The following is a 12,536-nucleotide window of genomic DNA, read 5'->3' as shown; positions in this document are numbered from 1 at the left end:
ACAAGCGGGCTTGCCCGCGAAAGCAATCTGTCAGGCGCCACCCACTATGGAGGCCTCTGCAGCACGCAGTTCATGTCGATTGCCCCTGAACAACACCAGGGTCGCAATCAGCCCCAGCACCGCCGCGCCGCTGAGCCAGATTCCAGGCGCCGCCTTGTTATCCAACACATGAATCAGATAAGTACACGCCGCCGGGGTAAAGCCCCCGAAGGTAGCGGTTGCCAGGCTGTAGGCCAGGGAGAAACCGGTGGTGCGCACTTCTACCGGCATGATTTCGGTCAAGGCCACCACCATGGCGCCGTTGTACGATCCGTACAGGAACGACAGCCACAATTCGACGATCAGCAAATGACTGAAGCTGGGGTTCGCCACCAGCCAGGACAGTGCCGGATAGGCGGTCAGGATCGCCAGGACGGTTGCGGCGAGCAGCAGCGGCTTGCGCCCGATCTTGTCGGAAAATGCGCCCATCACCGGCAGCCAGAAGAAGTTCGACAAGCCGATGCACACGGTCACCAGCAACGCATCCAGGTCCGACAGGTTCAGCTCGGCCTTGCCGAAGGTCGGCGTGTAGGCGGTGATCAGGTAGAACGACACGGTAGTCATCACCACCAGCGCCATGCCGGCCAGGACGATACCGAAGTTCTGACCGATGGAGCGGATAATTTCTGACAGGGAAGGGCGATGTTTTCTTGCCTGGAATTCAGGCGTTTCTTCCAAGGAACGGCGGATCACGAAGATCGCCGGGACGATCATGCAACCGACCAGGAATGGCACGCGCCAGCCCCAATCCCCCATTTCCTGCGGGCTCAGCCAGTGATTGAGGCCAACCCCCAGCAGGCCGGCGAATACCACGGCGGCTTGTTGGCTGGCGGACTGCCAACTGACAAAGAAACCCTTGCGGCCCGGCGTGGAAATTTCCGCCAGGTACACCGACACACCGCCCAGTTCGACCCCGGCGGAGAAGCCTTGCAGCAGTCGGCCCAGCAGCACCAGCAAGGGTGCCGCCACGCCCAGGGTGGCGTAGCCCGGTACGCAGGCGATCAGTATCGTGCCGGCGGCCATCATCGCCAGGGTGATGATCAAGCCTTTGCGGCGACCGTGGCGGTCGATGTAGGCACCGAGGAAAATCGCTCCCAAAGGACGCATCAGGAACCCGGCGCCGAACGTGGCCAGGGACAGCATCAGCGAGGCGAACGCGCTGTCGGTGGGGAAGAACGTCTTGGCGATGGCCGTGGCGTAGAAGCCGTAGACCATGAAGTCGAACATCTCCAGGAAGTTGCCGCTGACAACGCGAAAAATCGCCTTGCCATTGCTTGTGTTCGAAGGCATTTGTAGGTACTCACTCTGGCAATCTTGTTGGAAACGCAGTACCTGTGGGAGCGAGCCTGCTCGCGATGGCGGTGGATCAGATAGATTGATGCTGGCTGATACGCTGCCATCGCGAGCAGGCTCGCTCCCACAGGGGATGTGCGTTGTCCATAATGGCCGTCGCGGTTTTGCGGGGAGATGAAGATTTGTTAACTGGACGGTGGGGAAGGCTTGTGGTTTTGGCGGGCGTTCTGTCCGGTTGCGGCAACGGCGACACCCTGGAGCGTTTCGACGGCCCGACCATGGGCAGTCATTATTCCATTCAATACGTCAGGCATTTCGCTACGCCTGGTCCGAAAGCGGTCCAGGCCGAGGTGGAAAATATCCTCGCCGATGTGGATCAGCAGTTCTCGACCTACCGCAGCGACTCGGACATCGAGCGCTTCAATGCGCTACCGGCCAACAGCTGCCAGGTTATGCCGGAGCCGGTGCTGGAGCTGATCCGGGTGGGTGAGCAGTTGTCCTCGCAAAGCGACGGCGCCTTTGACCTGACCGTGGAGCCGCTGCTGAATCTGTGGGGGTTCGGCCCTCAGTCCCGGTCGGAAAAAGTGCCCGACGCAGAAGCCCTGGCCCAGGTTCGACAGCGCGTCGGCCACGCTCACCTGGGCATCGACGGCGACCGGCTGTGCAAGGACGCCGCCGTGGAGGTCGACTTCGACAGTATTGCCGCCGGCTATGCGGTCGACCGGATTGCCGCCAGGCTCCAGGCGCTGGGCATCGACAGCTACCTGGTCGAAGCCACCGGCGAACTCAAGGCCGTCGGGCGCAAACCCGATGGCTCGGCCTGGCGCATCGCCCTGGAAGCGCCCCGGGACGACCGCCAAGTGGCCGAGCGGGTGATCGAGATCAATGGCTACGGGGTTTCGACGTCCGGTGATTATCGGCGCTACTTCGAGCAGGACGGTGCGCGTTACTCCCACACCTTCGACGCACGCACCGGTGCACCGGTCCTACACAACCTGGCGTCAGTCACGGTGATTCATCCTTCGGCGTTGATGGCCGATGGACTATCGACGCTGTTGCTGATTCTCGGTCCTGAACGGGGTTGGGACTATGCCGAAAAACACGGTATCGGGGTATTTTTCGTGCTGCGGGACAAACAGCGTTTCATCACTCGCACCAATGAGGCGTTTGAACGGATAACGAGTGGTAAAACCCAATGATGACAGGCTGGTGAAAGCTTGGGTGTGGCGAAATAGCGCAGGCAAAACTAGCCTACGACGCGACCAAGGGGTAATGTGCGCGGCGTTGACGCTTCTATAGACTGTGGCCGGGCTCGTGAACCGGCCTGAAAATTGTTCCTTCATGCCGCAGGCCGGCATGATTTAGCCGTCGGCGCCAAATCTGGCGACGCGGCCTGTTCTGAGGAGTACGCATGGCTGTCTACAACTACGACGTGGTGGTACTGGGTTCCGGCCCGGCGGGGGAAGGCGCGGCAATGAACGCCGCCAAGGCAGGGCGCAAGGTGGCGATGGTCGACAGCCGTCGGCAGGTCGGCGGCAACTGCACCCACCTGGGCACCATCCCGTCCAAGGCCTTGCGTCACTCGGTCCGGCAGATCATGCAGTTCAACACCAACCCGATGTTCCGGGCCATCGGCGAGCCACGTTGGTTCTCCTTCCCGGACGTGCTCAAGAGCGCCGAGAAGGTCATCTCCAAGCAGGTGGCCTCGCGCACCGGCTACTACGCCCGCAACCGTGTCGACGTGTTCTTCGGCACCGGCAGTTTCGCTGACGAGCAGACGGTGGAAGTGGTCTGCGGCAATGGCGTGGTCGAGAAACTGGTGGCCAAGCACATCATCATCGCCACCGGCTCGCGCCCGTATCGCCCGGCCGACATCGATTTCGGCCATGCACGTATCTACGATAGCGACACCATCCTGAGCCTGGGTCACACCCCGCGCAAGCTCATCGTCTACGGCGCCGGCGTGATCGGTTGCGAATACGCCTCGATCTTCAGCGGTCTGGGGGTACTGGTGGAACTGGTGGATAACCGCGGCCAGTTGCTCAGCTTCCTGGATTCGGAAATCTCCCAGGCCCTGAGCTATCACTTCAGCAACAACAACATCACGGTGCGTCACAACGAAGACTACGACCGTGTCGAAGGCGTCGACAACGGCGTGATCCTGCACCTCAAGTCCGGCAAGAAGATCAAGGCCGACGCCTTGCTCTGGTGCAACGGTCGTACCGGCAACACCGACACCCTGGGCCTGGAAAACATCGGCGTGAAGGTTAACAGCCGCGGCCAGATCGAGGTGGATGAGAACTACCGTACCTGCGTGCCGAATATCTATGGCGCCGGTGACGTGATCGGCTGGCCGAGCCTGGCCAGTGCCGCTCACGACCAGGGTCGTTCGGCCGCCGGTAGCATCGTCGACAATGGCAGCTGGCGCTTCGTCAACGACGTGCCGACCGGCATCTACACCATCCCGGAGATCAGCTCGATCGGCAAGAACGAGCAGGAGCTGACCCAGGCCAAGGTGCCGTATGAAGTGGGCAAGGCCTTCTTCAAGAGCATGGCGCGGGCGCAGATTGCCGGTGAGCCGCAAGGCATGCTGAAGATCCTGTTCCACCGCGAGACGCTGGAAGTGCTCGGCGTGCACTGCTTCGGTTACCAGGCTTCGGAGATCGTGCACATCGGCCAGGCGATCATGAACCAGCCGGGCGAGTTGAACACGCTGAAGTACTTCGTCAACACCACGTTCAACTACCCGACCATGGCCGAAGCCTATCGGGTAGCGGCTTACGACGGGCTCAACCGGCTTTTTTGAGCGGCTCCGGCCGGTGGCCTGAGCCGGCCGGGGAGACCGATTTCAGCCATTCTCGAGCGTGGCAGTGGCCAAACCGGGAAAGTCTGTAATCAGGCTGTCAGCGCCAAAGTCGGCGAGCCTGCGCATCAGCGCGGGTTCGTTGACGGTCCACACCGACACATGCAGGCCCTGGCGTTGGGCCTTGACCAGGCGCTCGGGTGTGCAGAGTGTCCAGTTCAACGCCAGAATCTCGCAACCGTAACTCTGGGCGACCTTCAACGGGTCGAGCCAGGCGTATTCGGCTACCAAGCCGCGTGAGATGTCCGGGGTCAGCTCCAGCGCCGCCTTGAGCACTTCCCGGGAACTGGACGTGATGGTGACCTTGTCCAGCAGTCCGAAGCGCTGGGCCATCTCGCGGATCCCCAGCACCGTGGCTGCCGCACGGGTGCGTGAAGCGCTTTTGACTTCCAGTTGCCAGTGCTCGAAATCACATTGTTCGAACAGCTCTTCCAGGCGGGGGATCGGGCACGGCTTGATCCAGCCCGGGCCACCCTTGCGCGCATCGTAGGTCACCAGTTCGGCGGCGGAGTGCTCCACCACCTTGCCCCGGCGATCGGTGGTGCGCTTGAGGGTCGGGTCGTGGATCACCATCAACTCGCCGTCCATGGATAAATGCAGGTCCAGCTCGCAACGGCGCACGCCCTGCTTGAGGCATTCCTGAAAACCGGTCAGGGTGTTTTCCGGCGCTTCGCCCTTGGCGCCGCGGTGGCCATAAATGAGGGTCACGGTTCTTCCTTATTGATACCTGATTCGTTCAGTTCCCGAGCCAGGCGTCGTTCGTGCGCCTGTTTCTGCAGGATGTAGCGGGCCAGCAATTGGCGCTGGGCGTCAGTCGGGCGTTCAAACTCGGTGCCCACGTCGTAGCCGTCGCCCTTGGGATCGCAATGGGTGACCCGTGCCCGCAACAACAGGCCCAGGGCCTGTGGCATGAGCACCAGTTTGATCGACAGGTGGGTGCCGATGGCGACCGGCGTGGGGTATTGGAAATCGATGCCGCCTTCGGAAATGATCACCGGCTGCGGTTCGCCGATCTCACCGAGCACGGTCAGGGCAACGACCTGGCTGAGCAGGTCGATACGCTTGTTCATCACTTTGAGGTACGCCGCGATGCTGCGTTCGCGCTCGCTGATCTGGCGCAACAGGTGCTGGGACTCGAATTCGCTCAGGTGCAATTCACTGAGCAGGTTGAATAGTGGAGAAGCATCCTGCAACACTTCCAGGTCGGCGGCTTCTGGAATGGACAGGGGCCGAATTTCCAGTGCGATCGTGTCCTCGATACGGTAGTATTCGCGGCGATCTTCTTCATCTAATGTCGACATGGCGAACCCATGGTAGCGGCGGTGGTCTGAGTGTAAAGCTGGTTTGTGACCCCCGCCACAAGGACGTTCCTTTTCCCTCCGAACAAGCCCCGACATGTTCAGACCTCTCTTCGTATTCATCGGCACGCGTTATACCCGTGCAAAGCGTCGCAATCATTTTGTATCGTTCATTTCCCTGACGTCCATCATCGGGCTGGCCCTTGGCGTGGTCGTGATGATCGTCGTGCTGTCGGTGATGAACGGCTTCGATCATGAAATGCGCACCCGCGTGCTGGGCATGGTCCCGCACGCCACCCTCGAGTCCGGCGAAGCCATCAGCGACTGGCCGAGCCTGGCCGCCAAGGTCAAGCAGAACCCGCAGGTGCTGGCCGTCGCGCCCTTCACCCAGATGCAGGGGCTGCTGACCAACAACGGCAAGGTCTCCAAGGTGCTGCTCAACGGCATCGACCCCGGGCTCGAGCGGCAGGTGTCGATCATCGACAACTTCATGCAGCAGGGCAAACTCGATGACCTGGCGCCCGGCAGCTTCGGCATCGTCATTGGCGACAAGGCCGCGGCCAAGCTGGGCGCCGCCATCGGCGACAAGCTGACCTTCGTCGCGCCGGAAGTCACCGTGACCCCGGGCGGCATGTTCCCGCGCATGAAACGCTTTACCGTGGTCGGCATCTTCCATGTCGGCGCCGGTGAGCTGGACGGTTACCTCGGCGTCACCAACCTGCAGGACCTGGCGCGCCTGCATCGGTGGAAGCCGGATCAGGTGCAGGGGCTGCGGTTGAAGTTCGACGACCTGTTCCAGGCACCGCGCGCAGCGTGGACCATCGCCCAGCAGCTCGGCGAAGATCGCTACTACGCCCGGGACTGGACCCGCACCCACGGTAACCTGTACCAGGCGATCCGCATGGAAAAAGCCATGATCGGCCTGCTGTTGCTGCTGATCGTCGCCGTGGCGGCATTCAACATAATTTCCACGCTGGTGATGGTGGTCAACGACAAGAAGGGCGACATCGCCATCCTGCGTACCCTTGGCGCCACGCCAGGGCAGATCATGCGGATCTTCATGGTCCAGGGCACCGTCATCGGCGTGATCGGCACGGCCGTCGGTGCCCTGGTCGGAATGTTTGCCGCGCTGAACGTCAGCGCCGCGATTGCCGCCCTCGAAGGCCTGATCGGGCACAAGTTTCTCAACGCCGACGTGTACTTCATCGACTACCTGCCGTCGCAGTTGCAGGCGGATGACGTGTTGATGGTCTGCGGCGCCGCGTTGGTCCTGAGTTTCCTCGCCACCCTGTATCCAGCCTGGCGTGCCGCGCGCACCCAGCCTGCGGAGGCGTTACGTTATGAGTGAGTCGGGCATGAGTGAAAAAGCGATCTTGAGTTGCCGCAACCTGGGCAAATCCTACGAGGAAGGCCCGGAGTCGGTGGTGGTGTTGTCGGGCCTGCAATTGGAGCTGCACCCTGGCGAGCGCGTGGCGATTGTCGGCACCTCCGGGTCGGGCAAAAGTACCTTGCTCAACCTGCTGGGCGGCCTCGATACGCCGACCGCCGGCAGTGTCTGGCTGGCGGGCGAAGAGCTTTCGGCGCTGAACGAGAAGGCCCGTGGCCTGCTGCGCAACCGGTCCCTGGGTTTCGTCTACCAGTTCCACCATCTGCTGCCCGAGTTCACCGCGCTGGAAAACGTCTGCATGCCGCTGCTGATCGGTCGCACGGCGATTCCTGAAGCCCGTCAGCGCGCCACGGCGTTGCTGGAGCGGGTAGGGCTGGGCCATCGCCTGGAGCACAAGCCGGCCGAACTGTCCGGTGGCGAGCGCCAGCGCGTGGCGATTGCCCGGGCCCTGGTCAACAAGCCGGGGCTGGTGATGCTCGACGAGCCGACCGGCAACCTCGACTCCCACACCGCCCAAGGCATTCAGGACCTGATGCTGGAACTCAGCACGTCGATGCGCACCGCCTTCCTGGTGGTGACCCACGACATGAACCTGGCCCGGCAGATGGACCGCGTCCTGCATTTGCAGGAAGGTTGCCTGACACCTATCTGACCGCCCGCAACCCGGCGTCCGCAACCCGCGCCGGGTCTTCAATTTTTCTACGGTGCTCCGCGAATGTTCAGACCGTTATCGATCTTTATCGGCACGCGCTATACCCGCGCCAAGCGCCGCAATCGCTTTGTTTCGTTCATCTCCATGACCTCGATGATCGGCCTCGCCCTGGGTGTACTGGCGATGATCGTGGTGCTGTCGGTGATGAACGGCTTCCAGCGCGAAATGAGTTCGCGCATCCTCGGCATGGTGCCCCATGCCACGATCGTCGGCGTCAATCCGATCGACGATTGGCAGCCGGTGGCCGCGGCAGCGCTGAAGAATCCCGAGGTGACCGCCGCCGTGCCGTTCACCGAGCTGGAAGGCATGCTCAGCTACAAGGGTTCGATGCAGCCGATCCAGATCAGCGGTGTCGACCCGGCCGAGGAAGGCAGGGTGTCGATCGTCGCCCAGCACATTGTCCAGGGGCGTCTCGATGCCCTGAAACCCGGCGAGTTTGGCGTGGTGATCGGTGAGATCACCGCCCGGCGCTTTCGCCTGAACGTCGGTGACAAGCTGACCCTGATCGTGCCCGAAGTCAGCACCGCGCCCGGCGGTATTACCCCGCGGATGCAGCGCTTGAATGTGGTCGGCGTGTTCAAGGTCGGCGCCGAGCTGGACGGCTCCATGGCCCTGATCCACGTGGCCGACGCCGCGCAGATGCAGCATTGGCAGCCGAACCAGGTGCAGAGCGTGCGCCTGGCGGTGAAAGACTTGTACGCCGCGCCGAAGGTTTCCGGTGACATCGCCACGGGGCTCGGCGTGGGCTACAAGGCCGACGACTGGACCCACACCCAGGGCAGCCTGTTCAGTGCCATGAAAATGGAAAAAACCATGATCGGCCTGCTGCTGTTGATGATCGTCGCGGTGGCGGCGTTCAACATCATCGCCACGCTGATCATGGTGGTGAACGACAAGGGCGCCGACATCGCGATCCTGCGGACCATTGGCGCCACGCCCAGGCAGATCATGGCGATCTTCATGGTCCAGGGCACGGTGATCGGCGTCGTCGGCACGCTGATCGGCGGCGTGCTGGGGGTGATTGCGGCGCTGAACGTCAGTGAGTTGGTGGGCTGGCTGGAGCGGGTCAGCGGCCAGCACATCTTCAGTTCCGATGTGTACTTCGTCAGTAACCTGCCGTCGGAGTTGCAGCGCGGTGATGTGGTGTTGATCTGCTCCGCGGGGTTCATCCTGAGTTTTCTCGCCACCGTGTACCCGGCGTGGCGCGCGGCGAAGATCGAACCGGCGCAGGCGTTGCGGTATTCGTAAGGCCGCCACGGGGTGGCGTCAGCTCAGGTCTTGCTTGGGCAACTCGATCAGAAAGCGCGTCCAGCCATCGGCTGATTCACAGCGGATTTCCCCGCCATGGGCGCGGATGATCGAGCGGGTGATCGCCAGGCCCAGCCCGGCATGCTCGCTGCTGCCTTCCTGGCGGGCCGGGTCGGCGCGGTAGAAACGGTCGAAAAGGCGTGGCAGCAAGTCCGCCGGGATCCCTTCGCCGCTGTTTTCCACGCTGACGGCGACTGATCGTGTCCCGTCGACAATCCGCACCCGCACTTCACCGTTTGTGGGGGTGAAGCGCAGGGCGTTGTCCAGCAGGTTGGAGAGGGCCCGGCGCACCATGTTACGGTCGCCCTGGAGGCTGCCGTTGCCCTTGCGGCTCAAGCGGACATGGGCGTCCTCGGCCAAGGGCGCGAAGAACTCCAGCAACACGTCCACTTCCTGTTCAAGTTCCAGCGCTTCGCGGTTCGGCGCCAGCAAGCCATGCTCTGCCTTGGCCAGGTACAGCATGTCGTTGACCAGTTGCGCCATCCATTGCAATTCCTCGAGGTTGCTGTGCAACGCCTCGCGGTAATCCTCCAGCGAGCGCTCGCGAGTGAGGGTGACCTGGGTATGGGTCAGCAGGTTCGACAGCGGCGTGCGCAGCTCATGGGCGATGTCGGCGGAGAACGCCGAGAGCCGTTGGAATGCATCATCGAGGCGTCCGAGCATGGCGTTGATGCTGTGGGCCAATTCCGCCAGCTCGGCAGGCATTTGTTCTTCCGGCAGGCGTGCATTGAGGGAGCGGGCCGAGACGCTGCCGGTGATTGCACCCATGCGCCGCAAGGGTCGCAAGGCACGTCGCGCAGCCCAGGCGCCAAGCAGGGCGGTGGCCAGGGCCGAGAGGCCGACGGTCAGCCAGATCAAGCGCTGCATGCGCTGAAGAAAGTGCTGGTGATGAGTGATGTCCAGCAGCAGCGTCAATTGTGGCGAGTCTGCGCGTTCCGGGTACAGCGACGCGTTCAGCACCCGGTAATCCGTGTCAACGTCGTGGAGAGTGGAGAGGCCAGGCCCTTGCGGCAACCGCGCCGGAATCCGGATCGAACTGTCGTACCAGCGCACGCCATCACTGCCTTGGATGCGCAGCGCCAGGTCGGCCTGGCGGCTCAGTTCATCCTCCAGGCGGCCCTGAGCCTGCTCGGCATTGAGATCCTGCAAGGCACGGCGCAGGCCGATCAACTTGCCTTCGAGCAGTTGCTGGTCCAGTTCGATGAAGTGCGCCTCGCTGGCGCGACTGAACAACACCCCGGCCAACAAGGACACCACGGCCGTGCAGGCGGCGAACAACAACGCCAGGCGAACGCTCAACGACCAACGGCCCCTCACAAACTGCGCTCCTCAAGCACGTAGCCCATGCCGCGCACGGTGTGGATGAGTTTGTTGGAGAATTCATCGTCGATCTTGAGGCGCAGGCGCCGGATCGCCACTTCGATGACGTTGGTGTCACTGTCGAAATTCATGTCCCAGACCTGGGACGCGATCAAGGATTTTGGCAGCACTTCGCCCTGGCGGCGCAGGAGCATTTCCAGCAAGGCGAACTCCTTGGCGGTGAGGTCAATGCGCCGGCCGCTGCGTTCCACGCGGCGGCGGATCAGGTCCAGGCGCAGGTCGGCCAGTTGCAAGCTGGTCTCCTGGGGTGTCGAACTGCCCCGGCGCAACAGGCTGCGCACCCGCGCCAGCAACTCGGAAAAGGCAAACGGCTTGACCAGGTAATCATCGGCACCCAACTCCAGGCCGTGGACCCGATCCTGTATCGCGTCCCGCGCCGTGAGGAACAGCACCGGCGTGTCCAGGCCGGCCCCGCGAACCGCTTGCAGAATCTGCCAGCCATCGCGGCCAGGCAACATCACGTCGAGGATCAACAAGGCGTATTCACCGCTCATCGCCAGTTGCTGGCCGGTGATGCCGTCGGCCACCAGGTCGGCATTGAACCCGGCTTCACTCAGGCCTTGGCGCAGGTATTGGCCGGTTTTCGTCTGGTCTTCGACAATCAACAGTTTCATGGGCAGCTCAGGCAGGAAAAAAACGGGGGCGTTATACCGTGGCAGGCAAGACCGTGGCACAACCTGACAAAGTTGTAATCAAGGCGTCAGCCGACTGGCAGGCACCGCGAGGTAGAGTTTCCCACACGCTGAATCTGATTGGAGTATGAACATGTCAATGGGAAGTCGCCTGATCCTGGCGGTCTGCACGCTGGTCCTCAGCATGCCGTCATGGGCAGCTCCGGGCCATTTCGATTTCGGCCAACCTGCGCCGGCGGCCAAGGCCGGTCGCAGCATCGAAGTGGTGATGGGGGACATGACGTTCAAGCCTGGCGCGCTGGAGATCAAGGCCGGAGAAACCGTGCGGTTCGTGCTCATCAATAAAGGCCAGCTGCTGCACGAATTCAACCTGGGTAACACTGCCATGCACGCTGCACACCAGCAGGAAATGCTCAAGATGCAACAGGGCGGGCAACTGACCGCGACCGCCATGAGGCAGGAGATGGCTCATGGCGCCATGGACCACGACCAGGCCGGCATGCGCCACGATGATCCCAACAGCGTGTTGGTGGAGCCGGGCAAAACCGCCGAGTTGACCTGGACGTTCACCAAGGCCGCGCGGCTTGAATTCGCCTGCAATATTCCCGGTCATTACCAGGCCGGGATGAAAGGCGACCTGACAGTCAGTCAGTAAGCACTCAAAGGCCGCGGCAAAGGCTGATAGAATCGGCTGATTCTTCAGTCAGGTTTCCGTCATGCATCCCGCAGCCGAACATTCGCCGCTGGGCAAATCCAGCGAATACATTGCCACCTACACGCCGTCGTTGCTGTTTCCGATCCCGCGCACCGCGAAATGGGCGGAACTGGGCCTGACGGCCGAGACCCTTCCCTACAAAGGCGTGGACTTCTGGAACTGCTTCGAACTGTCCTGGCTGTTGCCGTCCGGCAAGCCAGTGGTGGCCATCGGCGAGTTCGCGATCCCGGCGGATTCACCGAACATCATCGAATCCAAATCGTTCAAGCTCTATCTCAATTCCCTGAACCAGACGCCGTTCGTCGATACCGCGAGCCTGGAAGCCACCCTGCGCCAGGATCTGTCGGCGGCTGTCGGCAAACCGGTGCAGGTGCGGATTCGCAGCCTCAAGGACGTGGAAAACGAAGGCGTCGTGGCGTTGCCGGGCGTGTGCATCGATGACCTGGACATCAGCGTCGATTCCTACGAGCACCCGCGCCCGGAACTGCTGCGTTGCGATGAATCGCGCATTGTCGAAGAGAGCCTGCACAGCCATCTGCTCAAGTCCAACTGCCCGGTGACCAGCCAGCCGGACTGGGGCAGTGTGGCGGTGGAGTATCGTGGGGCAGCCCTGGACCACGCGAGCCTGCTGGCCTACCTCGTCAGCTTCCGCCAGCACTCGGACTTCCATGAGCAATGCGTAGAGCGGATCTTTCTCGACCTGCAGCGGTTGCTCAAGCCGGAGAAATTGACGGTGTATGCGCGGTATGTGCGGCGTGGCGGGCTGGACATCAACCCGTATCGCAGCACAGAAGCCGTGCAACTGCTGAACCAGCGACTGGTTCGGCAGTAAAGCACGGGCTCCCTCCAAGGATAGGGGGGAGCATGATCTCTGTGACTACCCCCGAATAGTGTGGGAGCGGGCTTGCT

General features: G+C 62.3%; 12 protein-coding genes. 7 read left to right on the top strand and 5 right to left on the bottom strand.

The window, feature by feature from the left end; all coding sequences use genetic code 11:
* Window positions 1–30: 30 nt before the first annotated feature.
* Complete coding sequence (locus tag J7E36_RS21725; protein ID WP_215007657.1) at window positions 31–1,329, bottom strand: MFS transporter; 1,299 nt, start codon at window positions 1,327–1,329, stop codon at window positions 31–33.
* A gap of 212 nt (window positions 1,330–1,541) precedes the next feature.
* Between J7E36_RS21725 and J7E36_RS21720 the strand changes: the two genes are divergently transcribed.
* Together J7E36_RS21720 and sthA are read left to right on the top strand one after the other, a co-directional pair.
* Complete coding sequence (locus tag J7E36_RS21720; protein WP_231286544.1) at window positions 1,542–2,531, top strand: FAD:protein FMN transferase; 990 nt, start codon at window positions 1,542–1,544, stop codon at window positions 2,529–2,531.
* A gap of 212 nt (window positions 2,532–2,743) precedes the next feature.
* Window positions 2,744–4,138 (top strand): Si-specific NAD(P)(+) transhydrogenase, encoded by a 1,395-nt coding sequence (gene sthA / locus J7E36_RS21715; RefSeq protein ID WP_215007653.1) that lies wholly within the window; start codon window positions 2,744–2,746, stop codon window positions 4,136–4,138.
* Between the two features lie 42 nt (window positions 4,139–4,180).
* Here the strand turns inward: sthA and J7E36_RS21710 are convergent, their stop codons facing one another.
* Together J7E36_RS21710 and J7E36_RS21705 are read right to left on the bottom strand one after the other, a co-directional pair.
* Window positions 4,181–4,903: a glycerophosphodiester phosphodiesterase gene (locus J7E36_RS21710; protein WP_215007651.1), complete on the bottom strand. Its 723-nt coding sequence runs from the start codon at window positions 4,901–4,903 to the stop codon at window positions 4,181–4,183.
* Window positions 4,900–5,496 (bottom strand): PilZ domain-containing protein, encoded by a 597-nt coding sequence (locus J7E36_RS21705; protein ID WP_215007648.1) that lies wholly within the window; start codon window positions 5,494–5,496, stop codon window positions 4,900–4,902. The genes J7E36_RS21710 and J7E36_RS21705 overlap by 4 nt, the downstream gene beginning before the upstream one ends.
* 94 nt (window positions 5,497–5,590) lie before the next feature.
* Between J7E36_RS21705 and J7E36_RS21700 the strand changes: the two genes are divergently transcribed.
* The 3 genes from J7E36_RS21700 (at window position 5,591) to J7E36_RS21690 (ending at window position 8,840) form a co-directional block, all read left to right on the top strand.
* Window positions 5,591–6,841, top strand: a complete 1,251-nt coding sequence (locus tag J7E36_RS21700) for a lipoprotein-releasing ABC transporter permease subunit (RefSeq protein ID WP_215007645.1) — start codon at window positions 5,591–5,593, stop codon at window positions 6,839–6,841.
* A 7-nt stretch (window positions 6,842–6,848) separates the two neighbouring features.
* Window positions 6,849–7,532, top strand: a complete 684-nt coding sequence (lolD, locus tag J7E36_RS21695; RefSeq protein ID WP_162843734.1) for a lipoprotein-releasing ABC transporter ATP-binding protein LolD — start codon at window positions 6,849–6,851, stop codon at window positions 7,530–7,532.
* 63 nt (window positions 7,533–7,595) lie between these two features.
* Window positions 7,596–8,840 carry a lipoprotein-releasing ABC transporter permease subunit gene (locus J7E36_RS21690; RefSeq protein ID WP_215007642.1) on the top strand — a complete coding sequence of 415 codons (1,245 nt, stop codon included), beginning with the start codon at window positions 7,596–7,598 and terminating at the stop codon, window positions 8,838–8,840.
* An 18-nt stretch (window positions 8,841–8,858) separates the two neighbouring features.
* Here J7E36_RS21690 and J7E36_RS21685 read toward each other — a convergent pair whose 3' ends face one another.
* Together J7E36_RS21685 and J7E36_RS21680 are read right to left on the bottom strand one after the other, a co-directional pair.
* On the bottom strand, window positions 8,859–10,217 hold the full coding sequence (locus tag J7E36_RS21685) for a heavy metal sensor histidine kinase (RefSeq protein WP_215007639.1): 1,359 nt from the start codon (window positions 10,215–10,217) through the stop codon (window positions 8,859–8,861).
* Complete coding sequence (locus tag J7E36_RS21680; RefSeq protein WP_215007635.1) at window positions 10,214–10,894, bottom strand: heavy metal response regulator transcription factor; 681 nt, start codon at window positions 10,892–10,894, stop codon at window positions 10,214–10,216. The genes J7E36_RS21685 and J7E36_RS21680 overlap by 4 nt, the downstream gene beginning before the upstream one ends.
* A gap of 151 nt (window positions 10,895–11,045) precedes the next feature.
* Between J7E36_RS21680 and copI the strand changes: the two genes are divergently transcribed.
* Together copI and queF are read left to right on the top strand one after the other, a co-directional pair.
* Window positions 11,046–11,567, top strand: a complete 522-nt coding sequence (gene copI, locus J7E36_RS21675; RefSeq protein ID WP_215007633.1) for a copper-resistant cuproprotein CopI — start codon at window positions 11,046–11,048, stop codon at window positions 11,565–11,567.
* A 61-nt stretch (window positions 11,568–11,628) separates the two neighbouring features.
* Window positions 11,629–12,459 (top strand): NADPH-dependent 7-cyano-7-deazaguanine reductase QueF, encoded by an 831-nt coding sequence (gene queF, locus J7E36_RS21670; RefSeq protein ID WP_215007630.1) that lies wholly within the window; start codon window positions 11,629–11,631, stop codon window positions 12,457–12,459.
* Window positions 12,460–12,536 lie beyond the last annotated feature (77 nt).

Source organism: Pseudomonas fluorescens, from assembly GCF_018614775.1.
GTDB classification, from domain to species: domain Bacteria; phylum Pseudomonadota; class Gammaproteobacteria; order Pseudomonadales; family Pseudomonadaceae; genus Aquipseudomonas; species Aquipseudomonas fluorescens_BY.
The sequence above is the reverse complement of the archived record's forward strand: the minus strand, read 5'-3'. Positions and strand labels throughout refer to the sequence as shown.

Bases quoted from the DNA above. Each gene is read 5' to 3' on its own strand.
- J7E36_RS21725 (WP_215007657.1), bottom strand. From the start codon at position 1,329: ATGCCTTCGAACACAAGCAATGGCAAGGCGATTTTTCGCGTTGTCAGC.
- sthA (WP_215007653.1), top strand. From the start codon at position 2,744: ATGGCTGTCTACAACTACGACGTGGTGGTACTGGGTTCCGGCCCGGCG.
- J7E36_RS21705 (WP_215007648.1), bottom strand. From the start codon at position 5,496: ATGTCGACATTAGATGAAGAAGATCGCCGCGAATACTACCGTATCGAG.
- J7E36_RS21700 (WP_215007645.1), top strand. From the start codon at position 5,591: ATGTTCAGACCTCTCTTCGTATTCATCGGCACGCGTTATACCCGTGCA.
- lolD (WP_162843734.1), top strand. From the start codon at position 6,849: ATGAGTGAAAAAGCGATCTTGAGTTGCCGCAACCTGGGCAAATCCTAC.
- J7E36_RS21690 (WP_215007642.1), top strand. From the start codon at position 7,596: ATGTTCAGACCGTTATCGATCTTTATCGGCACGCGCTATACCCGCGCC.
- J7E36_RS21680 (WP_215007635.1), bottom strand. From the start codon at position 10,894: ATGAAACTGTTGATTGTCGAAGACCAGACGAAAACCGGCCAATACCTG.
- copI (WP_215007633.1), top strand. From the start codon at position 11,046: ATGTCAATGGGAAGTCGCCTGATCCTGGCGGTCTGCACGCTGGTCCTC.
- queF (WP_215007630.1), top strand. From the start codon at position 11,629: ATGCATCCCGCAGCCGAACATTCGCCGCTGGGCAAATCCAGCGAATAC.